This is a genomic window from Paenibacillus sp. ALE3 (genome assembly GCF_054113405.1).
In genome coordinates, this window is the sequence record NZ_CM134214.1 from 2,735,558 (window position 1) to 2,759,467 (window position 23,910).

Here is a 23,910-nt window from a genome sequence, read left to right on the forward strand (position 1 = left end):
CGCGTCTGGATCATTCTTCCGATCGCTGTTATCCCCAGATTTTTTTTATTTTATAGAACATATTAAAGGTGAAAATCCGGGGATAAAGGCGAACGCTACGCTTCTTCAGAACGATTCCATCCGCTCCGCTGCTGACCACCCATAAAGTCACTTTTATTTTAAAGTGTTAGCGTGTATATAAAGGCATTCGCGCGTAAACAAGTTAACACAACTTATTTACGTGTTTGAAACTAATTAAAAACCTCTTCGTACTATGGGCTTGTGGCCTGGATTATTGCAGTAAATTAGTACATTAAATTAGTTCGCTATGATCCTAAGTGTTCTATTAACTGCCTCTTCTTCCTAGCGTGTAAAGGCTGCTGGGACGCCGCCGTCGATAGTCAGCATACATCCGGTCGTTTTCTCCGCTTTGGATGAGGCGAAAAAGGCAATGCCCTCTGCGATATCCTGCGGGTAGATGTTGACCAGCAGCGTCGTTCGCTTGCGGTAATGCTCCTCCAGCTGGTCTGGCTCGATGCCGTAGGCAGCGGCTCGCTCGTTACGCCAATTGGAGTTCCAGATCGCCGAGCCTTGCAAAATTGCATCCGGCAAAATGGTGTTTACGCGGATACCGTATTCCCCACCTTCTGCGGCAATACAACGGGCCAGATGCGCCTCCAGCGCCTTGACCGAGCTGTAGGCCGTTACATTTTTACCTGCATAGACCGAGTTTTTGGAGCCGACGAACACCATGCTGCCGCCAAGCGTCTGTTCCTTCATCAGCTTGAACGCTTCGCGTGCGACCAGAAAATAGCCTGTTCCCAGCACGTTCACGTTTAAATTCCATTCCTTTAATGACGTTTCATCAAATGGACTGGATGTAGCAAGACCTGCATTGTTTACGATAACATCTACACCACCATAGGTTAGCGCCGTTTCGGCATAGGCAGCCTGAATCTGATCTTCCTGCGTCACATCCATTTTTACGGCGATGGCACGGTTTTCACCGTAACTGCTGTTTATGTCTGCGGCTACCTTTTGTGCACCTTCCAGATTGAGGTCTGCCAACACGACATGCGCACCTTCATCTACCAAACGCCGTGCGGTTGCACTGCCTATTCCGCCTGCACCGCCTGTAATGAACGCAATTTTGCGTGAAAATTCCGCTTCTGCTGGCGCCAGTGACAGCTTGTAAAGCTCCAGCGGCCAGTATTCCACGTTGTAAGATTCATTTTCACTGAGCGAAACAAACTCCCCTAATGCCGTTGCTCCTCGCATGACAGCAATAGCACGATGATATAAGGCACCGCTTACCTGTGCATTACTCCAGCTTTTGCCTGTGTTGATCATCCCTACACCCGGAATCAAGATTACACGCGGCGCTGCTTCAAATCTCACGTCTCCTTCATGTCGATTACGCTCGAAATAAGCTTGGTACTGCTCTTTATAGGCTGCTATACCCTCGGCAAGCTTAACTTTCAGCCCCTCAACATCCTCTATATCCGGTGTCCAATCTACATAGAGCGGTTTCATTTTGGTATGAACCAGATGATCCGGGCATGCTGCTCCAACCTGGGATAAAGCACTAGAATCCAGGCCGTTCACAAACTCCAACACATCCTCCGCGTCATCAAAGGTGAGGATCATCTTTTTCTCATCACTGACTGCACCCCGGACGGATGGCATGACCTGGGACACTATGCTGCGGCGCTCCTCTGAAGTAAGCGCTTTATATTTTGCGCCTCCAAACCCCTGCTTTTCCTCTTGGTGAGCTTTAATATAGCTTTCTGCTTCTTGGATGATTTCGATCGTTTTGGCATAAGCCGCTTCGGATGTGTCTCCCCACGTAACCAGGCCATGCTTTTCCATCAATACCAACTCAGCTTGTGGATGATCGAGTACCCCTTGGGCAATCATTTTCGACAGCTTAAAGCCGGGACGGATATAGGGTACCCATACAAAACGATCACCGAAAATTTCCTTAGCGATTTCCTTGCCGTTATGCGCACAGCATAAGCTGATAATCGCGTCCGGATGTGTATGATCGACATGCTTAAAAGGCAAAAATGCGTGTAGTAGTGTCTCAATTGAAGCACGCGGATGCTTGGCATCTATCATACAGTTCGCCAAATATGCGACCATATCCTCGTCAGACATATCTTCCCGTTCAAACAGTGGATGAATATCCTCCATACGAAGCCCTGTGAAGTTATGCGCTTTCATTGTTGCAAGATCGGAACCGCTACCCTTAACGTACATCACTTCCACTTCACGCCCGCGGAAATCCTGTATCGTTGTTTTGGCCGAAGTATTGCCGCCTCCCCAGTTGCACACGCTCCTATCTGTGCCAATCAGGTTAGAACGGTATACGAGTTGTTCCAGCGTGCTTTTCTGCTCAGATGCTTGTGAAGAATTCCATAGACTTTGTACCATAGGAAAAAGACCTCCAAGTTCTGTTTTGATTTTGAATTGTTTTATTAAGGTGGATATTTTTGTTTATGGAGACTATAACACTTTTGTTTTAATTTGAAAATATAAAATACAAAAATAATCAAAAAATAAATTTTAATTTTATCCATATGTAACACGAATATATCGTCTAGCTTAAAATATAATAAGGCCGTGCCGGGGTCAGGTCATAAGAACCTTTTTCCGGTACAGCCTTTTGACAGGTAAATCACTTCATTGCCAAGCATATTGCTGCGAATTTGATTACGCTCTATTTTAAAGGAAGGAAGCTCAGAACATATCAAGTTGTTTTTTAACGACTGCTGGTACACCTGCAGCCATGGTAAATTCGGGTATATCCTCTTTAACAAAGGCCCCCCCACCGATCATAGACCAGCAACCAATGTGACGTTTCTCCCGTACCGAGGCACCAATGCCGATATAGGCACCCTCATCTATGGTTACATTGCCTGCCAGATTCACACCGGGGGCTATGGTTACATAATCGCCAATAACCGCATCATGACTCACGTTAACACTCCGATTGATAATTACATGCTGTCCGATCTTAATATTGTCCGACAGGACAGCCCCTTCAAAGACCATGCTTCCTTCTCCAATGGTGTTTCTTCGAGACAAACGGATACGGGGATGTATTAGCGGAGCTGCGATACGAAATCCCGATTGAATTGTATTATTAACGAATCGCTTTTTTAATGCCGGGTCACCCACCCCCGCACAGATCAGCTCCACCTCATATTTTAACGCTTCAATGTCATTCAACGTCCCCAGTACAGGAACGCCATTTACGATCTGCCCTTTCATCTCAGGTCGTTCGTCCAAAAAACCTGCCACTTGCACTCCCAGCTCTTCACATAACCAGTTGATTTCCCTTGCATGTCCGCCCGATCCCCAAATCACGATTTTCCTCATCCGGTTCTCTCTTTTCCCAGGCTTCCTAGAACGTTTACAATTCTTCGAACAATAATCTCGTCCAGTTCCTCCCACAAGGGCAGGCTGACAATATGTTTGGCAATATGTTCGGTAACATGAAGAGTAGACCGCGTATAGCTTTGGAACTGCTTCTGCTGATGGCACGCCGGAGAAAAATAGGTTCTGGCTTCTATTGAATTAGAGGCTAATAACTTAACGACCTCTTGATTCGTGTGTGAATCCGGACTAAGGAGAGGGATAAATTGATGGACAACCGATCCTTGCGTTTTTTGTATAGACCATCCTCGTTCTATTAAGTCTGCTTGAAGCAGTTCTTGAAGATAATATTCGTAGATCGTCCTTCTGTTCTCCCGTACAGTCTTAAAATGATCGAGAGTGGCTAAAGCGATAGCAGCGGTATACTCGGATATCTTACTGTTAAGACCTTGGGTGACAGACTCCCTGCTGCTGGAGAAACCGAAATTCCCTGCCTGACGAATTCGCTTAATGAGATCTTGGTCCAGACTGTATACCAATCCACCCTCTCCGATACCAAAAGATTTGGTGGCATGAAAGCTGAATACTACGGCTCCTCCAAAACCTTTGCCAAAATGGGTGGCTTCCTCGGGTGTTATCGTTCCAAAGCTGGCAGCAGCATCAATGACTACCGGAATTCCCTGTTCCTGCAGCTTATTATATACGGATAAATCAATGGCTGTACCGAAAGTGGCATATGGAACGATTACCGCAATCTCATCTCCCAGCAGCTTGACTGTCTGCTCTAACTGCTCCCTATTCATTTGCCAATTCCCCGGTTCAATGTCAAGGAAGTAGGGTTCTAACCCACACCACTCAGCAGCAAGTGGGGTGGCCGCAAAAGTAAAACTTGGCATAACTGCATATTTGCCCTGTGGTCGCTTGCTTTGGGCGATCGCCAAAATCAAGCCAATAGTAGCGTTATGAACGGTCACAGCCGAACCGATTCCATCAAACATTTGCGCAATGACCCGCTCTTCAAACAGGTTATTTAAGGGACCATAATTGGAGTAAATCCGGGTCTCTTCTATTTTCTCAAAATTGGAAATAAATCGTTCCTTTTTTACTAAATTAGGTCGTAAAAAGGGAATATCGAACATGATCCAGCCTCCTTCGCATATGGGATGAGCAGACTAGGATTCCAATGTTTTTAATATCATTTCAATTCGCTCGATATCTGCAACAAATTGTGGACGCCCCCTTATACGTTCCTGATAAGCACGAAGTGCAGTTTTAAACAAATCATCAGTATCAAGAAATCCATCATCTCTTGAGGCAATCATAATATCTAACCATTCCGTAAACGCATTTTGACCAAGCGTCTGATTATTTTGATTGGGATGTATTCGGAAATAGCTTAGTGCTTCAGGAATATAAACTGCTTTTCCTTTGGATAGTAAGTTCAACCAGGAAGCTAAATCATTAAGAAGAGAATACTGTTTTCCTTTATAAACCCCAAACCGTTCGATAAGATCTGCTTTTTTGAAAAACACTGTTGTAGGTTCCCCAATCACATTTAAACAACGAGTTAATGCAACGTTTGCCAACATTCTTCCGTCCATGATCCTTGTTTCCTCGTACAGCCTTTCCGTTGCATAGAGCGGTGGGAGAATCCTCCCTGATTCATCCATGGTTTGCCGATACGAGGTAACCAGTGTGATGTTTTCGAAATTTTCAAAAAAATAGATCATCCTTGCTATTTTTTCTTTTTGAAACTTGTCGTCATCCATCAAATAATTGATATATTCACCTGACGCCAAATCAAAACATTTATGCCAATTTTCGAGAAAAAGATTTTTATCATTTTTATAATATTTAATTTGGGGAAAAGAATCTAAATAAGAATCAAGCATTTCTTGTACTTCATTCGTTGTACTGTCATCACAGATAATGATTTCGATGTTCGGATAAGTTTGTTCCAATACACTGTCAATGGCGATTTTTAGTGTATACGGCCGATTATATGCAGGTATAACTACACTTACTAATGGGCATTGCACGCTTACTCCACCTTTCCTTTATGCTTAGGTGTCTACGCCGGAGGTTTCAAACGATTTAATTTGCTATGTTCACATGGGCTGGCATTTTCCTCACATCCCCGAACACATACACATACATATACATATATATTGCTGAGAAATAAAATGATGCCGGGAAAATGGATGTTTCAATAAAAACAATACTAACGTCTGAATCGGCACCTCCCTCTCGTTGGTGTTCGAAACTGGTAAAGGGGAATGATCATGTCATTGAATTTCACTCCGCTACTGACAGCTCATTTATTTGTATCGAAGAAGGTTTTAAAGGATCATGTAAAAGAATTGATAGATAGATTGGAAGAAAATCACATTACAATAAACTTGTATGAACCTGATCAACCACTTATAGACAATAGCCTCCAAAAGCCTCGGGTTTACGTCTCGCTCGGAGAAGAGTGGGGAGAATTTTCAGCACTAAAAGCGTTACCTGGTCACGAAAAAAAACGCTGGTTACACTTCCAATCACCAGGCGAAATTCAACCTATGCATTTATTTTTCTGCTGGCTTAGGGCAACAGATCCTCTTCCGGAGAATAGAACGATTCCTCCAACACATTTCTCTTCAAACACACCTTTAATATCCGTGTTTACTGCCAGTTACAGATCAAAAGAAAAAATTCAACGACCTTATCAATCTTTATTAAAGCAGACCTACAAGAACTGGGAATGGGTAATCGTGGATGATTCCGGTGATGAAGATGAGACATACAAGGAGTATTTACTACCTTTAGAGGATCACCGTGTGCGAAGATACCGCCAAGATTCCCGCAATGGTTATATAGGGGCTATCAAAAGGTTTGCAGCCGGTCTATGTACAGGGGAAATTTTAGTAGAAGTTGATCATGATGATGAGCTAACTCCTGACTGCCTAGAGAAAATCGTCAAAGCATTTCAACAAAACCCTGACTGTGGCTTTGTTTATGGGGATTGCGCTGAGGTGTATGCAGGGAGCAATCATGCGCATTGGTACGGCTGGGATTGTGGCTTTGGTTACAGTGTTCATTATCGAGTCTGGCTGCATGATATGAACAGATGGCAAAATGTACAAAAACATACGACCATTAATGGCAAAACCATTCGTCATCTGGTCGGTTTACCCAATCATCCACGTGCGTGGACGAGGGACTGTTATCATCTGATCGGAGGCCATCGCAATGAACTACTGGTAGCAGATGATTACGATATGCTGGTCCGGACGTTTCTTTGCACTAAATTTGTAAACATCCCCGATTTGATATATATCCAATATCGTAACGAACAAGGAAATAACACTACATTCCTCAGAAATAAGCAGATTCAGATTCTTGTAGGGGAACTATATAGATCTAATTTTCAAAGGATTCAAATGAGATTGAAAGAATTCGATTTACCACAGCTATTGCCTTATCGTCGTATATGGGAGACTTCTACAGATGATCCTGCCCGGAAATCTGCTCACGTTATTCAAGAAGATACCTCAAGATTCTCGATATTGTTCCCTATCCCCCATTCCTGCCCTGAAATAGAGCATACGCAATTAAATAAGACACTCCAAAAGGGCATTGAAAACAACTTTAGGGAGATCGAAATTGTGGTTGTAGGTCGAATTCCATCAGAAATCGAAACCTATGCCTCCAAAGCTCCCAGGGGAGCCATACGATGGTGGCCTATGGAGCCAAATGATTCATTAGAAACTTGTATTCAATATGCAAAATTTGTTGCGTCCTGTAAAGAGAAAGTGGTTGTGTTGCCCTAAATTACAACAATGCTGAATAGAATATTGGCCAACAATTATTTTCCAATGCCTTTGTCGAAGTCTCTTGGAATTATTTCCATGGAGCTTCGACAAAGGTTTTTTTTACAGCAGAACTGCAAAATATTAACTTAAAACAAAAAAAGGACCCAAAAGTTATAAATAACTTTTGAGTCCTCTAAATATACCTTGACCTTAAGCTTACAAAATGCCTTGGTCTCCTTGAACTCCCTGAGGTCCTTGATCGCCTTGGACGCCTTGAACTCCTTGAGGTCCTTGGTCGCCTTGGACGCCTTGAACTCCCTGAGGTCCTTGATCGCCTTGGACGCCTTGAACTCCTTGAGGTCCTTGGTCGCCTTGGACGCCTTGAACTCCCTGAGGTCCTTGATCGCCTTGGACTCCTTGAACTCCTTGAGGTCCTTGGTCGCCTTGGACGCCTTGAACCCCTTGAGGGCCTTGGTCGCCTTGAGGGCCTTGAGCACCTAGAGGACCTTGGTCGCCTTGGACGCCTTGAACCCCTTGAGGGCCTTGGTCGCCTTGAGGGCCTTGAGCACCTAGAGGACCTTGGTCGCCTTGAGGGCCTTGGTCGCCTTGGACGCCTTGAACTCCTTGAGGTCCTTGGTCGCCTTGGACGCCTTGAACTCCTTGAGGTCCTTGGTCGCCTTGGACGCCTTGAACCCCTTGAGGGCCTTGGTCGCCTTGAGGGCCTTGAGCACCTAGAGGACCTTGGTCGCCTTGAGCTCCTTGAATTCCCTGAGGGCCTTGGTCGCCTTGGACGCCTTGAACTCCTTGAGGGCCTTGGTCGCCTTGAGGGCCTTGAGCACCTAGAGGGCCTTCAGCACCTTGTGGACCTAGAGGGCCTTGAGCACCTAGAGGGCCTTGAACACCTTGTGGACCTAGAGGGCCTTGAGCACCTTGGACGCCCTGAACACCTTGAGGTCCTTGGTCGCCTTGAGCTCCCTGAACACCCTGAGGGCCTTGGTCGCCTTGGACGCCTTGAACGCCTTGAGGGCCTTGGTCGCCTTGGGCTCCTTGAACGCCTTGAGGGCCTTGGTCACCTTGGGCTCCTTGAACTCCCTGAGGTCCTTGGTCACCTTGGGCTCCTTGAACTCCCTGAGGTCCTTGGTCACCTTGAACGCCTTGAACACCCTGAGGTCCTTGGTCGCCTTGAACGCCTTGAACACCCTGAGATCCTTGGTCGCCTTGAACGCCTTGAACACCCTGAGATCCTTGGTCGCCTTGGACTCCCTGAGGTCCTTGGTCACCTTGGGCTCCTTGAACGCCTTGAGGTCCTTGATCGCCTTGGGCTCCCTGAACACCCTGAGGTCCTTGGTCGCCTTGGGCTCCCTGAACTCCCTGAGGTCCTTGGTCGCCTTGGGCTCCCTGAACTCCCTGAGGTCCTTGATCGCCTTGGACTCCCTGAACTCCCTGAGGTCCTTGGTCGCCTTGGACACCTTGAACGCCTTGAGGTCCTTGGTCGCCTTGGGCTCCCTGAGGTCCTTGGTCGCCTTGAGCTCCTTGAACTCCCTGAGGTCCTTGGTCACCTTGAACGCCTTGAGGTCCTTGGTCACCTTGGGCTCCTTGAACTCCCTGAGGTCCTTGGTCACCTTGGGCTCCTTGAACTCCCTGAGGTCCTTGGTCACCTTGAACGCCTTGAACACCCTGAGGTCCTTGGTCGCCTTGAACGCCTTGAACACCCTGAGATCCTTGATCGCCTTGGGCTCCCTGAACACCCTGTGGTCCTTGGTCGCCTTGGACGCCTTGGACGCCTTGAACTCCCTGAGGTCCTTGGTCGCCTTGGACACCTTGAACACCTTGAGGTCCTTGGTCGCCTTGGACGCCTTGAACTCCCTGAGGTCCTTGGTCGCCTTGGACGCCTTGAACGCCTTGAGGTCCTTGGTCGCCTTGAACGCCTTGAGCTCCCTGAGGTCCTTGATCGCCTTGGACGCCTTGAACTCCCTGAGGTCCTTGATCGCCTTGGGCTCCCTGAACACCCTGAGGTCCTTGATCGCCTTGGGCTCCCTGAACACCCTGTGGTCCTTGGTCGCCTTGGGCTCCTTGAACGCCTTGAGGTCCTTGATCGCCTTGGTCGCCTTGGGCTCCCTGAACACCCTGTGGTCCTTGGTCGCCTTGGGCTCCTTGAACTCCTTGAGGTCCTTGGTCGCCTTGGGCTCCTTGAACTCCTTGAGGTCCTTGGTCTCCTTGGGCTCCTTGAACTCCTTGAGGGCCTTGGTCACCTTGGGCTCCTTGAACACCCTGAGGGCCTTGGTCACCTTGGGCTCCTTGAACACCCTGAGGGCCTTGATCGCCTTGGGCTCCTTGAACTCCTTGAGGTCCTTGGTCGCCTTGGGCTCCCTGAACTCCCTGAGGTCCTTGGTCCCCTTGAACGCCCTGAACACCCTGAGGTCCTTGGTCGCCTTGGGCTCCCTGAACTCCCTGAGGTCCTTGGTCCCCTTGAACGCCCTGAACACCCTGAGGTCCTTGGTCGCCTTGGGCTCCCTGAACACCCTGAGGTCCTTGGTCGCCTTGGGCTCCCTGAACTCCCTGAGGTCCTTGATCGCCTTGGGCTCCCTGAACACCCTGAGGTCCTTGGTCGCCTTGGGCTCCCTGAACTCCCTGAGGTCCTTGGTCGCCTTGGGCTCCCTGAACTCCCTGAGGTCCTTGGTCGCCTTGAACACCTTGAGCACCCTGAGGCCCTTGAACACCTTGAGGTCCTTGGACACCTTGGACGCCTTGAACACCTTGAGGTCCTTGAGCACCCTGAGGCCCTTGAACACCTTGAGGTCCTTGAACACCCTGAGGTCCTTGGACGCCTTGATCGGTTCCTAAAAGTTCATCAGATACTAACCGATGCGCAGGTACTAATTGCCCCAATGCATCTTTACCCCAAACAGAAATTTGAGTTTCATCCTCTGCTGGCCCGCTTGTGGTAAACACGAATTCAAATGCGTCGAAACCTGCAAAGAAATTCCTAGTTAAAACCACATTGGGCCCCACTGCCACTAGTTGTTGTACATATAATGTTCTGCTACCGTTTAAAATAAAACCCTCAATTAAAACAGTAGAAGAATTTACAGAATCTCGGTTATCTATTTTTACAGTGACCAGTTGGGTGGGTCTGACTCCTAGAACAGGATCGTTTGCAATGGGTCCAGTTGATAATACTGCCATTTAGGTACTCCCTCCTCTCTAGTAAAAAGCAAATTATTTTTGTGAACAACGATCTTTCTCAAGACCCTGTTCCCTCTATTTTATGTCTCAACCATTTGCTGCGATTGTGGTTCTATCTCTATACATATGTTGAGTTTTAAGACCCTAGTTGCTCATCCGCAACAATACGCTGAACATCAATGATTGTACCGCTCGCGTTTTTTCCCCAAACTGAAATATCAGTACTTTCTTCTGCTAAACCGCTTGTGTTAAAAACGAATTCATATGCGTCGAAGTTCGCTAGATAATTTCTCGTAACAACTGCATTGGGGGCTAAAGCTATTTGTTCTAGTACATACAATGTTCGTAAACCATTTAAAATGTAGCCCTGAATTAAAATAGTTGAAGAATTGACCAAATCACGGTTAATTATTTTAACGGTAACCTGCTGAATAGGCCTGATCCCACTAACAGGACTATTCTCAATAGGTCCAGTTGATAATACAGCCATTAAGTTCATCTCTCCTTTTCTATTTATTAACTACAAATCCATATTATATAAAAATACTATATATATATTGAACTAAAAAATATATTTAGACCTTTATCTACTATATTTTTTAAAGTTCAATCTATATAGAACAGAATAGGGATTAATGTAGCTCCATGTATCATATTAATAACTTGTTACATATGATTGTTTGTTTACCTATTAAAATTAAAATAGATATTTACTTATTCAAGCCGTTTTTAATTCTGGGGATATTAAAAGGCAGTGACCGAGCATTAAGCAAGCTGATTCACCAATTTCTTTTCCAACCATAAAAAAGGATAAAGGCACCCTGAGAAAAAAGTGCCTTTATCCTTGTAGATCAATTTCAAATAAACTATACTCTCTTGCAAGCACGTTTACACAGAAACAGTGAAGGTTATAATAGTTACTTACAAATGTCACTTGCGACAACAGCTCATGCTACAACACTCTTACAGATCTATTTTTTAAATCCTTAAATTGTCCCATTTTTTGTTTTTCATCCCACAAATAGTGAAATCCCCATCGATTAGTGGTATCCCCTTCCCGTAGCCCTTGTTTCAAGGCTGAGAAACGTGAATTCAGATAGTCAAATCCCAAGTATTTATAATGTAACAATAGTACTTCATTATTAGATGGCTTTATTACATTCCCAGCAGGTTCAGCAGTATGCCTACCAGGGCTAAAATTTATTTCTTGAATCGCACTTGGATTAAATATTTGAGGCTTATCGTACGTTTGACTTCTTACACCATTCCTTACCGTTTCATATAATGGTTGCTGGCTATTAGGAAAAAAATCAGAAACCATTTCATAACCATTAGGGACAATCAATGTTATCCCTTTCGAAGTACATTCCTGCAAATATGTTCTAAGGTTAGGGTGATAAAAATGTTCATCTACGTCACAGATAATAATCCAGTCTGCCTTATTCCTACTTTCTTTCCAACATTGGTTGAATAGATCTTGTGCTGATCTCACGACCGAATTACCTTCGATCTCAAATCTATTCATATTTACTTTGGGATGTGCCTTTAACATGGATATAGAATTATCAGTCGAGTCATTATCGAAAATGTAATATTGGTCGGCTATATTATCATAGTGCTTAAAAAAAAACGGGAGCATCTTTTCTTCGTTCCAGCATAATGCGTATACATGTATGATCACGTATTCTTCCCCTCTCAAACTCATATCTTATGGATCGACTTGCTTGATAATATATGCAATTTATATTTGTGGGGTTCAAATCGTGGATGATGAGCTTTACTGCTTAGCAAAAGCCAACCCGGACCCCAAATTGGCTTTTTATAGGTATCCTAAGTTCATAGTTGGTAAAAGTGGATACCTCTTCAAAGGTACGGTAGACTTGTTCTTGATGTTAGTGCTATTGTTATATTATTCCAATCATATGAGGTGAGATGCACTATGTTCGAAAAAGATACGCATGAAATTCTGGCTTATTATGATGGCGGTGCAGAAATAGGCAGATTAGAGCGAGGCATCGGAAAAATAGAGCTGGAAAGATCAAAAGAAATCATTTCCCGTTATCTCAGCAAGTCCACTCATGTTATTTATGATATCGGCGGCGGTATAGGGGTCTACTCTTCGTGGCTGGCAGAACTGGGATATGAAGTTCATCTATTTGATCTTTCTTCGCAAGCCATTGAATTTGCTCGTCAGCAGCAACTGAATAAACCCATTATCAGCAAGCTGGAAACCGCAGATGCCAGAAATATTGATCGTAAAGATGAAAGCGCGGACATCGTGCTATTGATGGGACCTTTATATCATTTAACAGAACAGAAGGAACGAGTAAAAGCCCTGCAAGAAGCAGCGCGTGTCTTAAAAAAGGGGGGAACGCTGATTACTTCGGCTATTTCCAGGTTTGGCTCGTTACTGTGGGGGCTATCGGTGTACGGCGAGTGCAATACCATTTTAGAGGAAGATGCATTCATGGATATGGTCAGACAGGAGTTAACAGATGGTCAGCATGTACGACCGGCGGCTTATCCCTCTTTTATCACACGCTCCTACTTTCATACACCGGATGCCTTGCGTGCAGACTGGCAGGCGGCTGGATTGCAGGAGCCTCGTGTTTTGGGTGTGGAAGGCCCCGTCTGGATTGCACCCGGATTTGAAGAAAAATGGGCGATTCCCTCCCATCGCAGACGTTTGCTGGATATAGCACAACAGGTTGAAGAGCAGGAATCCGTGATCGGTATGAGCCCGCATATGCTTGCCGTAGGTACCAAGTCTTAAAGCTCATCAACTATATGGTTGATGGATTGTTGTACAACATAACAGTTGTCACGTTGCTTCTCAACCAAAAAGACGAGCCACATAGGCTCGCCTCTACATCATTCCAGATTACTGCTCCAAACTTTCCAATACGGTTTTAATTTCGCTGTTCAAACTAAGTGCATTATAAATCGAAGTCAAGGCTTCAGCACGTGACGCATGATACTTAGGTCCAAACTGACTCGTACTTATACCCGAAAGCACACCAGCTTGTGCTAATTGTTTAATCGTATCAGCTGCAAAAGAAGTGGACAGGTCGGTGAAGCTTTTTTCATTCGAGGTGTCCTTTTTCAATCGGTCTAAATCCAAGATCCGCGCCAAAATGGCAGCCATTTCTTGACGAACGATCGTTTGGTCTGGTCTAAATGTACCGTCCTCATAACCGTTTAATACTCCTGCTGTGGTCAGTTTTGTTATGGCATCCTGCGCCCAGTGATCCCCAATATCGTTCAAAACCACAGGCTGGTTTCCACCACTAATATCGAAGATTCTAGAGATGATAGTAGAAAACTCTGCACGGGTAATTTCACCATCAGGTCTGAAACTGCCATCCTTATATCCATTTACGATACCCAGCTTTGAAAACGTGTCGACCGTCTTTTCTGCCCAATGTCCTTGTAGGTCTGACGGTTTAACATTAGTAGAAGAATTTAAAGCAGATTCTGCTTTAGATTTTATATTCTGCAGTACTTTGTTGTCTGCAACCACTACGTTACTGTTGAATATGTCTTGCACAGGAACAGTTGGTTCAGTCACCAGTTCTTCAGGTACAGCTACTGGTTCTTTAGATACAGTTACCGATGAAGATGATACAGCTGATGTTGCCGTATTGCTGCTGGAATCATCGCTAGAATGGTCACTGTTTCGATGGCCAGACCCGCTACCGCTGGAACTACTGGAATCACTGCCAGCATTATTGGGTGCGGGAGCAGTAACAGCTGTTACGGTAATTGGAACGTTAAAGCTATATCCGCTGTATGTGGCGGAAATTACCGTGTTCCCTTCTGAAAGTGCTCTAATCTCTCCCTGATTAACCGTAGCGACATTCGTATTGCTGGAAGTCCAAGTTGCTTTTTCACTGACATCAATCTCTGACGAATCTGATTTTACAACGCTTGCTGTAGCCCGTTCTGTATCTCCTACTAGCATTTTTCTATTATTGATAGAAGCACGCAATTCTGTGTAATTGTCATCTGTTTGTACCGGATCTGGTGTTGGTACCGGATCTGGCGTTGGCACCGAATCTGGTGTTGGCACCGGATCTGGTGTTGGCACTGGATCTGGCGTTGGTACTGAGTTGATAGAGAATGAAGCGGTAGCTGTCGAGCTCTTCACATCTAATGCTCCGTTGGTTGTGCCGTTATCAATCACAGTATAATCAAAACTTGCCGGGCCCTGGTAGTCTAAATTCGGAGTGAATAACACAACCGATCCGTCTAGAACTACCGTCCCACCTTGCGCATTTTCTACCGATGCGATGCTAAGATGTTGTAAGCTCTCATTCACAGGGCCTGCCGTGTCGTTCGCTAAGAGTTCATCAACAGTGATAGATTGTGCTCCTGCATTTGCCGATAACGATGGCAGTGTATCATTCACAGCTATCGGACTGTTGTTTACCTCACTTACAGTGATTCTGGCTTGGTTCGGCTCGCTGATCCTTGTTCCAGCCATATCTAGCGATGATTGTACGTCGAAACTGAAATGATCACCTGATGGAGAGTTAGCATAAAGATTTGGCGTAAATTTAAGCCCTGTTTCGCCATCCCCTACAGAAATGAATTGACCATCTCGGATTTCCATTACCCCATCGTTTTTATAGAGGGTTCCACCAATAATGTTTGAGATTCTAAAATACGACACGTCAGATCCATCCACTTGATTACGAGTAAGGATCAGTCCGTCAAAGCTTTGCTTGTCTTCCTCTGTCAAAGCGTCTGTCACATTAGGGACGTCAGCGACAGAATTGACCGCGAAGGAGGCTTGCTTGACCACCGACTGCGGGACTGAGACGCCGTTCGATGTTCCATCATCGGTGACGGTAAAAGAGAAGCTAGCGGTTCCATTGAAATCCGGCTGAGGTGTAAAAATCACATTGGTTCCATCCAAACGTACAGCCCCTCCTGCAATGCTGCTGACTGAGGATATCGTTAGATGTTGACCATTCTCATTCGGACCAGCAGACGCATGCGCAAGCAGTTCTGCAAAAGGGATGGTCCGCTCTCCTGAGTCTTCTGAAATGGAGGATAGCGTTTCGTTTCGAGCTGTCGGAGCATCGTTTACTTCCGTAACATGAACAACAGCCCTAGTAGCATCGCTTAGTCCATCCCCCGTTGCACTCTGAGCCGCCTTTACATCGAACGAGAAGGTATCTCCCGCTGCATTGTTGGCGTTTGCCATAGGCACAAACCTCACGCCATCGCTGGCTTCTGCTGCCGTGATAAAAGTTCCATCAGGAATCTCCGTTACCCCATCACTATGATACAGCTTGCCCCCGATAATGTTCGTAACTTGATAATGTGTCACTACCGTTGAATCTTGCGGGTTTGGTGTAATGGTTAGATTGGATGTCGGGATATCTTCCTCAGTAGTTACAGCAGCTACCTCAGGCATTTTGGATACAGCGGGCAGGGCTGCTGTTTCCAATATCAACTGGGGAATATCTACGCCGTTGTCATCGGCTGAATATGTAATTTCCGAATAGTCTCCAGGGTTCCCTTCTTCATTGGCAAGCAATGCAAAGGAGACAATATCATCCGTCTGTTGTTGTACAAAATGGGTAACATCAAAATCAACCCAGCCTACTTGAAGGTCTGAGCCTGTTTTCGTATTCAAAGGCTGATCCGTCGGGTTCAGTGGAAAAGCTTCGTTGCTCCAAACATCGGCAGTCGATCCATACACGGTCAAAAAAGGATTCAAGTTATAGCTATAGCCGATGGAAGAGATATGAATGCGCAAGGTTGCCTTCGTTACAACCTTACCAGTCAGCTCGGGCATCTCAAACTGAATCGCTGATCGGTAATATCCTAACACTGTGTCTGAAGACCTGCCAACATAGTTTTCTGGAGCATCCATCCAAGTGTCAGACTTGCTCCATGTTCCGTCTTGGATTAATTTGGGTTGTGCGGTTGGTGCCGCACCAGCATCTGCCACCGAGATGGCCGATGAGAAGATTAGTGATACTGCTGTCAATGCATATGTGAATCGTTTAGCAGACTTGCAAAAATGCATACCTTTCCTCCTATTGAAATAAATCTATGATTGCTGCTTGTATTATACAATGTCGTCACTGAACAAATTCTGAACAATCTGCTCGCTGTTTGCTTCCTTATAAATAAAATTATGATCATGTGGCTGATGGATATTGATCCAATCCTTTTGAATTGCCTATACAATTCGGTCAAGTGTACATTCGGTGATGAACATACCTCTCCCATACAGTTGAATGGCTTCCATGGATAGGCTATTGTAAGGATAGGATACTTTTCCCAAGATAAAAGAACTTACAGGAGGTCGTTTTTCTTGATGATCCTTGAACTGGTGGCCTTTATTTCTACTGCTGTCTTGTCTACGTTTTTTTCCTTTCGATACCGCTTGTGGAGACGACTATAGTGAGAAGTGAACAAGAGATGCTGCATACCATTCTCCAATTTGCTCAAGAGGACGAACGGGTACGTGCCGTGATTATGAATGGTTCACGCGCCAATCCACATGCTCCACGAGATATTTTTCAGGATTATGACATCGTCTTTCTCGTATCTTCCATGGACAGCTTTATTCAGGAACATGGCTGGATTCACTACTTTGGAGAACTGATCATTATGCAGACGCCTGATGAGCATACGGAACTTACTTCGACATCCCGTGATCGCTTTGCTTTTCTTATGTTATTTACGGATGGCAATCGCATAGATCTTACCCTCTGCCCTGTGGCTAACATCGCCAATTGGCCCCGAGACAGCTTAAGTGTACTGCTCCTGGATAAAGACGGACTGGTGAAACCTTTTCCACCGCCAAATCTTCAAGATTATAAGACAGTCCCTCCAACCGCCCAAACCTATGCAGATTCCTGCAATGAGTTCTGATGGGTCAGTACTTATGTGGCTAAAGGACTATGGCGGCATGAGCTTCCCTATGCCAAATTCATGTTAGATCGACCTGTAAGAGATGCACTTCACTTGATGTTGGAATGGCATATGGGTATACAATCCGACTTCACGGCAGATCCAGGGAAGCAGGGAAAATACTTGGAGAAGCACCTTGAGCCTGATCATTGGACGGCTTACATCCAAACGTTTGCGGATGCAGACTATGAACATATGTGGCAGTCTCTTTTTATCATGGGTAATTTATTCAGAGAAATTGCCCAGAAAGTGGCGAACCATTATGGTTATAAATACCCGATTCAGGACGATCAACGTGTTACTAACTATCTCTATCACATAAAAGCTCTCCCTACAGATGCAACGGACATCTATTAATGAAAAAAACCAGTCGGGCACTTGAGATGTGCTAGGCTGGTTTTTTTATACGTTAACGTTGTTTATCCTATATACGTTTTGGATGGGCTGTCCCCTAATATTAGTTTTCGGTCAGAACCCGGTCGCCTCTGCTGGCAGGCTGAGAGATAACTAAAAATTCAACATCCTCATTCGTTTCATTAAACATTTGATGAGGCACCATAGGAGGAACCTCACACCCTTCCTGAGATCCTAATTGTACGCGTTCACCATCCACTTCAAGTACCGCTGCACCTGATAAAATAAAGAAAAATTGGCGCGCATGATGATGATAATGTCTGACTTCATGTGTATTTCCCGGCATGCGCTCATGAATAATGCTCAAATCATCATTTTTCACCAAGCGCCAACCATCACATTGATCTCCCCATATATAATGTTCAGCACTATGTTTACTTATTTTCAAAATGAACTCCCCCTTTGCAGTTACATTTTTATTGTAAATCTAGAACCACAAAGCAACAATCTTAATTATAAAAATGACAGAATCAATGTAAAAAAGTCCCGTGACCAGATCATTTTAGATATCAGCCTCGATAATTTCCTCCAACTTAATCCAGCTAAAATCCTCTTCCCCACGAGATAGCTTCACTTCTCGCCGACTTGTGTTAATCACTGTCACCAGTCCGCACAATTCCTCATCATCAAACGGATTGAACACTCTTAGCGTAATTGGCTTCCGTTCGTTATAGGATACGAAAATGGCCTGTTCAATCTGCTGTATTTCCTGATCGTCCAGTGTTGGCTTGCCGCGTCTTCCCTGCTCCTTCATCAGTCTTAAATATGCCTCCCGATGCTCAGGCAAAATCATACGCGAACTTTCCCATATGCCGTTTCCTTCAAGCTTTTTTCCCATCGTAAGCCCCTCCTATGCTGTTCTGGTTACCGGATGCCATGCCAATACATGATTTAATCGAAAAACACGTGGCTGACCAGTTTGCAAACAGGTGGCCCGGATCAAGCCATTCTGCACACGATGCACCTCTATCTGCCGATGAGACAGTTTGCCCTTTCGGTCCATATACACGATTTCCACGATCTGTCCCACATATTTCTCCAGCATCATCCTTCACTCCTCATCAGAACGTTTGTTTGTATTATATGCGAACATGCGTTTGATTATCAATGTAAAAAAATCCCCCTGAGGGAGTGGCCTCTCTCAAGGGATTTAAAACTCGTAGGTGGACAGCTTAATATCCTCTTTACTCAAATCTTTCAGCGGATACACAGGGCCATTCCAATAAGTCAGAATATCATGCGGCTCATTAGTACCATGTTCTTTTAAAGTTTGAGATAATTCGAGTAATACATGTGGAAGTTGATAAGAGCTTGTTAAAAATTGATATTCTTCTGGACTTTCGCAGTCTTCTGCTCGATAAAACACAAAGTAACCCTCGGTATAATCCCCAATGAGTACAATATAACGAGCAAGAAACATAATTTCACCATTGGCAAACGGAATGGAAAATGTCGAAGCAGAGATCAAATCTGTCTCTAATGCCTCAATACGAACGGTGAGTTCATTGTTTAGAGCATCCATTTTTTTTCTTTGTTCACTGATGAGGTATTCATAATTTACAGGAACAAGCCCCCCATTCTTGATCGTAGCGATCAGTTCATCTATAAATACTTTTTGAGACAATACTCGATTGCTCATCCTATTCATCTCCATATTCGTGAAAAATAAGTATGGAACTCCCGCTTCAACATGTTCAATATTATGTATTAAAAGCTTGATTCATTAATTATCCAGCATTTTTGTGACTGCATTCACGACCCTTTCCATCTCAAATGGCTTAACAATAAAATCTTTTGCTCCTGCCTTAAATGCTTGTATAATGGCTTCCTGCTGACCCAAAGCAGAACACATTAAGATGTTGGCTTTAGGATCAAGCTCTACAATCTTTTTAACAGCCTCAAGCCCATCCATTTTAGGCATATTAATATCCATGGTGATTAAATCTGGTCGAAAGTGTGCATATTTCAAAACTGCATCATACCCATTTTCCGCTTCTGCAATAACAGAGTGACCTAAATCCAACAGAATATCCTTAAGCACAGAACGCATAAATAAAGAATCATCTACTATTATAACTGTTGCCAAGTTAACCTCTCCAATCCGTTGTCTTATGAAATGCACGCCCAAACTTCAATATCGGTGAAAAAACTAGTTATATTAATAGAAAGAATCTGTAAAAAGAAAAACGCTACCATTGAATTATAAAAGGAATTTAAAACTAGCTACTACAGCATTAATTTCAATAAAAACGTTTCGCAATGACGTAAATCATCTCTATAGTATGAAGATTACAAAGTACTAGGTATACAGTACACCCTTAGCACTATGCAGGCGAATTTAAAAGTGAGAAGAATCATTGGATCGACTCCTTAAACAGGCATAAAAAAAGACGCTGCTATTTATGCAGACGTCTTTTTCGAACTATTTATTTAAAGTTTACTTATTCATTCAGAGCTTTTTTCAAAGCCTCCAGGTTGTTTTTCATTACACCCAGGTAATCTAGATTCTTCTGCTTGTCTTCATCTGTCAACCCTTCAAGCGGATTCAGCACATCCGTTTTCGAACCAATTTCAGTAGCTACGGTCTCAGCAACCTTCGGATCAACCAACGTTTCAAAGAAAATTGTCTTTACATTATTTTCTTTAGCAAACTTGATAATACCTGCCAATTTGTCCGGTGTAGGCTCTTGCTCTGGAGATAAACCAGCAATGGGTACTTGGGTCAGACCATATTGCTTCGCCAAATAGCTAAAAGCAGCATGCTGCGTAATAAAGTCTTTACGTTTTACATCTTTCAGACCCGTTTTGAACTCGTTATCCAGTTCTTTCAGCTTAGCGATATAAGCATCAGCGTTTTTCTCATAGTCTGCTTTGTTTGCAGGATCGGCTTTTACAAGCCCTGCTTCTATAGCTTCTACTTCTTTTTGAGCTAAGACCGGATCAAGCCATACATGAGGGTCCAGCACATGATCGTGATCATGGCCTTCCTCTGCGTGTGCTTCTTCTCCTTCTTCCTCTTCAGCAGATCCTTCCATCAAGTTCAACCCTTTGCTTGCTTCCACTACTACACGCTTATCATTCGATGCGCTGCTCAAAGCCTGTTCTGCCCAACCTTCGACGATCCCGTTATAAACAAATACATCAGCATCCTTAACCTGTGCCATATCCTTGGCGCTTGGCTCCCAGTCATGCGGCTCAGCACCGGCAGGAATCAACGCAGTTACGTTAGCATGATCTCCGGCAACTTGCTTGGTAAATTCATACATTGGGTAAAAAGTGGTGACCACATTCAGTTTTTTACCACTGTCCGCTGTTTGTGCCGTATTAGGTTCGGTTTGGGATGCATTCGTGGCTGCATTATCAGATTTAGCTACGCAACCGGCCAAAATAAGTGCTAGCCCCGTAGACAATACAAATGATTTTTTGAACCATGTATTCATATTCATAACTCCTTATGTTTTAGTTTTTTATAAGCTCACTGACCTGCCGTATTCTTACGTCGGGAAGCCTGTTGCTTGCCAAGCTTACGGACCAGTTTTTGAATACTAGCTCCTACGATCAGGAATAATAATAGCACCATAGCAATCGTCCCCCCTGGGGGTGTACTGAGTTCATATGATGCGGTTAATCCCATAAATACGCCGATCAATGCGGTGATCATGGATATCCAGATAGCTGCCGCAAAGCTCGGTGCAATTCGAATCGCCAGGGCAGCAGGCAGCACGATTAATGAGGAGACGAGCAGCACACCGACAATCGGCATGGCTGCAGCTACAATCATCCCTGTTAAAATACTAAACGCAAACGAGATAGACTTGACAGGAAGACCATTGGTCTTTGCCGTTTCTTCATCAAAGGTAATCTGATACAAAGGGCGTCGGAACACAAAAAAGAAAATACCACCGATGACAGCCACAACAATCATTAACATCAGCTCTGTCTGATTGACGGCTACTACTGAACCAAACAAATAAGCGGAAAAGCCTTTGTTGATGCTCTGATTCAGATTCATTAAAATAACAGCCGTCGAGAGGCCGCCTACCATAATAATAGCCACAGAAATCTCACTATATGTTTTATAAGACCTGCGGACGTATTCAACAATAATCGCGCCGATCACGGCAACAATAAATCCAGTTATCGTCGGGTTAATCCCTAAATAGGCACCTGCTGCCACCCCTGCCAGCGATACATGCGATAGCATGTCCGCCATGAGAGCCTGGCGCCGTAGCATCAGGTAAACTCCAAGCACCGAGGCCAGCAGTGCAATTACCCCACCGGCACAAAATGCCCGCTGCATGAAGTCGTAGTGCAGCATTTCCATCCGCCATCTTCCTTCCTTTCAAGCTCAATAATACGATCCAGATAATGTTGCACTTCCGATAGTCCATGTGTAACCATGACTACGGTTCTTCCATATTCCTTAACCTGTTGATTCATCAGATCGTAGAAGTGATGTCGGCTTTCCTGATCCATTCCGGTCGTAGGCTCATCCAAAATGAGCAAATCCGATTCCTGAGCAAGTGCCCTTGCCACACAAATACGCTGCTTCTGTCCACCAGACAATTCGCCGATTTTGCGATGTCGTAAATCCCACATCCCTACCTGACGAAGCGCCTGTTCTGTCAGATCATGATCCTCAGCCCGCATCCGGCGCAGCCAAGAGCCATGGGTGTATCTACCCGAACGGACAAATTCCAGAATGGTACTTGGAAACCCTCCATTGAAGGCAGCAATTTGTTGTGATACAAATCCGACAACGAGCTTTTTGCCTTCACCTGTACGGTCGGACATAAACACTTTGCCCTTCCAAGGCTGAAGTAAACCGAGCAGCAATTTGAGCATCGTCGATTTAGAAGCACCATTCGGTCCGGTAATAGCCACAAATTCTCCGGAAAAAATTTCAACATTGGCATCCACCAAGTTAGGAACATCTCCGTAGCCAAATGTGACCTGTTCCAATGAGGCCAATAACATGATACAAATCTCCTTTTCCTTTAAAAAGCCTGGAGCCATCTGAGCGGTCATCATAGCGCAGATTCTCCAGGTCGTTTATGATCATTAAACCATCTACCGTAATTATTACGATTTGGCAATAAAAAAATAAGCGCTTGATAAACGTAACCTTTACGCATTAGCAAGTTTAACAGTTTAGGCAAGGTTCGTCAATGTTTTGGCAACTCTTTTGTTTGTTTATTTCACTTTGTCCGGGTACAAGCCTACAGCCAAGGTTTTCAGTGCAATCGGAGCACGCACGCCTTCAGCTGCTGCGGATAGAGGCAACACCACAAACCGTTTGTTTTTGATCGCTTCGACACCAGCCAGTGCAGGCTTGCTCAACAGCAGCTTTTCTTTATCAGCCAGTGAAGTATCTCCGTAGTCGAGAATAATAATAACATCAGGGTTGCGGTTTACGACCTCTTCCCAGCTTACTTCCGTAAAACTTTTGTCGATATCATCAAAAATATTTTTTGCCTTCACACTTGTAATCAAAGACGTCAGATAATTGTTGGCAGCCGTAAATGGCTTGTCTTCGCCGCTGTCATAGACAAAAACCTTGGGTGCCCGTTCAACCGTACCAATTTGAGTCTGAATGGACTGCACTTGTGCACGAATATCATTTACAAGTTTTTCTGCGCGCTCCTCAACCCGGAAAATACGTCCAATATTTAGTATATCCCGATATACATCTTCTAGTATAGGACCCGGCTTATTGGAGGATTCCTGTACATAGGTTTGCACGCCCTGTTGGGCAAGCTCCTCACGGGAACCCAGATTTTTATCATTAAAGGCACTCTTCCAGCCCGCGTAGGCAAAATCCGGTGCAGCTGCCATAAACACCTCTTTGGACGGATATTGTTTGGCCAGAACCGGAATTTTATCATATTGATTCTTATATTTAGGTAAAATCTGGTCATCCAAATATGCAGTTCCTACCATAGAAGACTCCAGCCCAAGGGCCAGCATAACTTCTGTTGCATGCTGGTTCAATGTAACCGCGCGTTTGGGCGCTTCGGGAAATAGCATTTTTACACCCATATTCTCAATCTCTACTGCCTTCTCTTGGGCCGTTGATTGCGATGCATCAGGTTGCTGCCCGTTTGCAGATGAATTTGTGGTTTGAGCCGTGTTTCCTGCTGTGCAGGCCGATAACAACAGCATCATCGCCAAAGCAAGCATAACCAGCGGCAATGCGGGTTTGCTATATTTATTCATATGTACCGTC

The 23,910-nt window shown here is 44.7% G+C and carries 21 protein-coding genes and 1 pseudogene; 3 read left to right on the top strand and 19 right to left on the bottom strand.

The window, feature by feature from the left end; genetic code table 11:
• Nucleotides 1-342 precede the first annotated feature (342 nt).
• The 4 genes from ACXHJ2_RS11790 to ACXHJ2_RS11805 all read right to left on the bottom strand — a co-directional run bounded on the left by ACXHJ2_RS11790 (nucleotide 343) and on the right by ACXHJ2_RS11805 (nucleotide 5,396).
• The gene (locus tag ACXHJ2_RS11790) at nucleotides 343-2,412 is read right to left on the bottom strand and encodes a bifunctional aldolase/short-chain dehydrogenase (RefSeq protein WP_165084320.1); all 2,070 of its coding nucleotides are present in this window, start codon (nucleotides 2,410-2,412) and stop codon (nucleotides 343-345) included.
• Between the two features lie 306 nt (nucleotides 2,413-2,718).
• Nucleotides 2,719-3,360, bottom strand: a complete 642-nt coding sequence (locus tag ACXHJ2_RS11795; RefSeq protein WP_129549193.1) for an acetyltransferase — start codon at nucleotides 3,358-3,360, stop codon at nucleotides 2,719-2,721.
• Nucleotides 3,357-4,496 (bottom strand): DegT/DnrJ/EryC1/StrS family aminotransferase, encoded by a 1,140-nt coding sequence (locus ACXHJ2_RS11800; protein ID WP_165084322.1) that lies wholly within the window; start codon nucleotides 4,494-4,496, stop codon nucleotides 3,357-3,359. The genes ACXHJ2_RS11795 and ACXHJ2_RS11800 overlap by 4 nt, the downstream gene beginning before the upstream one ends.
• 33 nt (nucleotides 4,497-4,529) lie before the next feature.
• A complete protein-coding gene (locus ACXHJ2_RS11805) occupies nucleotides 4,530-5,396 on the bottom strand; it encodes a glycosyltransferase family 2 protein (protein ID WP_165084324.1) in 867 nt (288 codons plus the stop codon).
• A gap of 243 nt (nucleotides 5,397-5,639) precedes the next feature.
• On the opposite strand from ACXHJ2_RS11805, the gene ACXHJ2_RS11810 reads away from it, so the two are divergent.
• Nucleotides 5,640-7,169 carry a glycosyltransferase gene (locus tag ACXHJ2_RS11810; protein WP_165084326.1) on the top strand — a complete coding sequence of 510 codons (1,530 nt, stop codon included), beginning with the start codon at nucleotides 5,640-5,642 and terminating at the stop codon, nucleotides 7,167-7,169.
• A 128-nt stretch (nucleotides 7,170-7,297) separates the two neighbouring features.
• On the opposite strand, the gene ACXHJ2_RS11815 is transcribed toward ACXHJ2_RS11810, so the two are convergent.
• From ACXHJ2_RS11815 to ACXHJ2_RS11835, 5 genes are all read right to left on the bottom strand, one after another.
• Complete coding sequence (locus ACXHJ2_RS11815) at nucleotides 7,298-7,648, bottom strand: hypothetical protein (protein ID WP_457874845.1); 351 nt, start codon at nucleotides 7,646-7,648, stop codon at nucleotides 7,298-7,300.
• Nucleotides 7,649-7,720: 72 nt separating this feature from the next.
• The gene (locus ACXHJ2_RS11820; RefSeq protein ID WP_238791177.1) at nucleotides 7,721-7,882 is read right to left on the bottom strand and encodes a hypothetical protein; all 162 of its coding nucleotides are present in this window, start codon (nucleotides 7,880-7,882) and stop codon (nucleotides 7,721-7,723) included.
• A 180-nt stretch (nucleotides 7,883-8,062) separates the two neighbouring features.
• The gene (locus tag ACXHJ2_RS11825; protein WP_457874846.1) at nucleotides 8,063-9,961 is read right to left on the bottom strand and encodes a hypothetical protein; all 1,899 of its coding nucleotides are present in this window, start codon (nucleotides 9,959-9,961) and stop codon (nucleotides 8,063-8,065) included.
• Between the two features lie 512 nt (nucleotides 9,962-10,473).
• Entirely contained in the window at nucleotides 10,474-10,827 is a 354-nt protein-coding gene (locus ACXHJ2_RS11830; protein WP_165084328.1) for a hypothetical protein, read from the bottom strand.
• A 462-nt stretch (nucleotides 10,828-11,289) separates the two neighbouring features.
• Nucleotides 11,290-12,018, bottom strand: a complete 729-nt coding sequence (locus ACXHJ2_RS11835) for a glycosyltransferase family 2 protein (protein ID WP_165084330.1) — start codon at nucleotides 12,016-12,018, stop codon at nucleotides 11,290-11,292.
• 258 nt (nucleotides 12,019-12,276) lie between these two features.
• Here ACXHJ2_RS11835 and ACXHJ2_RS11840 point away from each other — a divergent pair, with 258 nt between their 5' ends.
• Nucleotides 12,277-13,110, top strand: coding sequence for a class I SAM-dependent methyltransferase (locus ACXHJ2_RS11840; protein WP_058831534.1), 834 nt, complete (start codon nucleotides 12,277-12,279; stop codon nucleotides 13,108-13,110).
• Between the two features lie 108 nt (nucleotides 13,111-13,218).
• On the opposite strand, the gene ACXHJ2_RS11845 is transcribed toward ACXHJ2_RS11840, so the two are convergent.
• Complete coding sequence (locus ACXHJ2_RS11845) at nucleotides 13,219-16,377, bottom strand: S-layer homology domain-containing protein (RefSeq protein WP_165084332.1); 3,159 nt, start codon at nucleotides 16,375-16,377, stop codon at nucleotides 13,219-13,221.
• Between the two features lie 380 nt (nucleotides 16,378-16,757).
• Between ACXHJ2_RS11845 and ACXHJ2_RS11850 the strand changes: the two are divergent.
• Nucleotides 16,758-17,627 (top strand): annotated as a pseudogene (locus tag ACXHJ2_RS11850) (aminoglycoside 6-adenylyltransferase).
• Between the two features lie 100 nt (nucleotides 17,628-17,727).
• On the opposite strand, the gene ACXHJ2_RS11855 reads toward ACXHJ2_RS11850, so the two are convergent.
• The 9 genes from ACXHJ2_RS11855 to ACXHJ2_RS11895 all read right to left on the bottom strand — a co-directional run bounded on the left by ACXHJ2_RS11855 (nucleotide 17,728) and on the right by ACXHJ2_RS11895 (nucleotide 23,900).
• Nucleotides 17,728-18,072: a cupin domain-containing protein gene (locus tag ACXHJ2_RS11855; RefSeq protein ID WP_025679674.1), complete on the bottom strand. Its 345-nt coding sequence runs from the start codon at nucleotides 18,070-18,072 to the stop codon at nucleotides 17,728-17,730.
• A gap of 114 nt (nucleotides 18,073-18,186) precedes the next feature.
• Entirely contained in the window at nucleotides 18,187-18,522 is a 336-nt protein-coding gene (locus tag ACXHJ2_RS11860; protein WP_058712549.1) for a YolD-like family protein, read from the bottom strand.
• 12 nt (nucleotides 18,523-18,534) lie between these two features.
• On the bottom strand, nucleotides 18,535-18,729 hold the full coding sequence (locus tag ACXHJ2_RS11865) for a hypothetical protein (protein WP_064963525.1): 195 nt from the start codon (nucleotides 18,727-18,729) through the stop codon (nucleotides 18,535-18,537).
• A gap of 105 nt (nucleotides 18,730-18,834) precedes the next feature.
• The gene (locus tag ACXHJ2_RS11870; protein WP_025679677.1) at nucleotides 18,835-19,323 is read right to left on the bottom strand and encodes a hypothetical protein; all 489 of its coding nucleotides are present in this window, start codon (nucleotides 19,321-19,323) and stop codon (nucleotides 18,835-18,837) included.
• A gap of 84 nt (nucleotides 19,324-19,407) precedes the next feature.
• Nucleotides 19,408-19,770: a response regulator gene (locus tag ACXHJ2_RS11875; RefSeq protein WP_014599711.1), complete on the bottom strand. Its 363-nt coding sequence runs from the start codon at nucleotides 19,768-19,770 to the stop codon at nucleotides 19,408-19,410.
• A gap of 355 nt (nucleotides 19,771-20,125) precedes the next feature.
• The gene (locus ACXHJ2_RS11880) at nucleotides 20,126-21,124 is read right to left on the bottom strand and encodes a metal ABC transporter substrate-binding protein (protein ID WP_165084334.1); all 999 of its coding nucleotides are present in this window, start codon (nucleotides 21,122-21,124) and stop codon (nucleotides 20,126-20,128) included.
• Between the two features lie 35 nt (nucleotides 21,125-21,159).
• Nucleotides 21,160-22,008 carry a metal ABC transporter permease gene (locus ACXHJ2_RS11885; RefSeq protein WP_014599709.1) on the bottom strand — a complete coding sequence of 283 codons (849 nt, stop codon included), beginning with the start codon at nucleotides 22,006-22,008 and terminating at the stop codon, nucleotides 21,160-21,162.
• Complete coding sequence (locus ACXHJ2_RS11890; RefSeq protein WP_170973163.1) at nucleotides 21,954-22,661, bottom strand: metal ABC transporter ATP-binding protein; 708 nt, start codon at nucleotides 22,659-22,661, stop codon at nucleotides 21,954-21,956. The genes ACXHJ2_RS11885 and ACXHJ2_RS11890 overlap by 55 nt, the downstream gene beginning before the upstream one ends.
• A gap of 216 nt (nucleotides 22,662-22,877) precedes the next feature.
• Nucleotides 22,878-23,900 (bottom strand): ABC transporter substrate-binding protein, encoded by a 1,023-nt coding sequence (locus ACXHJ2_RS11895; RefSeq protein WP_025679685.1) that lies wholly within the window; start codon nucleotides 23,898-23,900, stop codon nucleotides 22,878-22,880.
• Nucleotides 23,901-23,910 lie beyond the last annotated feature (10 nt).

Bases quoted from the DNA above. Each gene is read 5' to 3' on its own strand.
- ACXHJ2_RS11865 (WP_064963525.1), bottom strand. From the start codon at position 18,729: ATGCTGGAGAAATATGTGGGACAGATCGTGGAAATCGTGTATATGGAC.
- ACXHJ2_RS11880 (WP_165084334.1), bottom strand. From the start codon at position 21,124: ATGAATACATGGTTCAAAAAATCATTTGTATTGTCTACGGGGCTAGCA.
- ACXHJ2_RS11830 (WP_165084328.1), bottom strand. From the start codon at position 10,827: ATGGCTGTATTATCAACTGGACCTATTGAGAATAGTCCTGTTAGTGGG.
- ACXHJ2_RS11810 (WP_165084326.1), top strand. From the start codon at position 5,640: ATGTCATTGAATTTCACTCCGCTACTGACAGCTCATTTATTTGTATCG.
- ACXHJ2_RS11800 (WP_165084322.1), bottom strand. From the start codon at position 4,496: ATGTTCGATATTCCCTTTTTACGACCTAATTTAGTAAAAAAGGAACGA.
- ACXHJ2_RS11885 (WP_014599709.1), bottom strand. From the start codon at position 22,008: ATGGAAATGCTGCACTACGACTTCATGCAGCGGGCATTTTGTGCCGGT.
- ACXHJ2_RS11790 (WP_165084320.1), bottom strand. From the start codon at position 2,412: ATGGTACAAAGTCTATGGAATTCTTCACAAGCATCTGAGCAGAAAAGC.
- ACXHJ2_RS11870 (WP_025679677.1), bottom strand. From the start codon at position 19,323: ATGAGCAATCGAGTATTGTCTCAAAAAGTATTTATAGATGAACTGATC.
- ACXHJ2_RS11840 (WP_058831534.1), top strand. From the start codon at position 12,277: ATGTTCGAAAAAGATACGCATGAAATTCTGGCTTATTATGATGGCGGT.
- ACXHJ2_RS11795 (WP_129549193.1), bottom strand. From the start codon at position 3,360: ATGAGGAAAATCGTGATTTGGGGATCGGGCGGACATGCAAGGGAAATC.
- ACXHJ2_RS11845 (WP_165084332.1), bottom strand. From the start codon at position 16,377: ATGCATTTTTGCAAGTCTGCTAAACGATTCACATATGCATTGACAGCA.
- ACXHJ2_RS11890 (WP_170973163.1), bottom strand. From the start codon at position 22,661: ATGTTATTGGCCTCATTGGAACAGGTCACATTTGGCTACGGAGATGTT.
- ACXHJ2_RS11895 (WP_025679685.1), bottom strand. From the start codon at position 23,900: ATGAATAAATATAGCAAACCCGCATTGCCGCTGGTTATGCTTGCTTTG.
- ACXHJ2_RS11860 (WP_058712549.1), bottom strand. From the start codon at position 18,522: ATGGGAAAAAAGCTTGAAGGAAACGGCATATGGGAAAGTTCGCGTATG.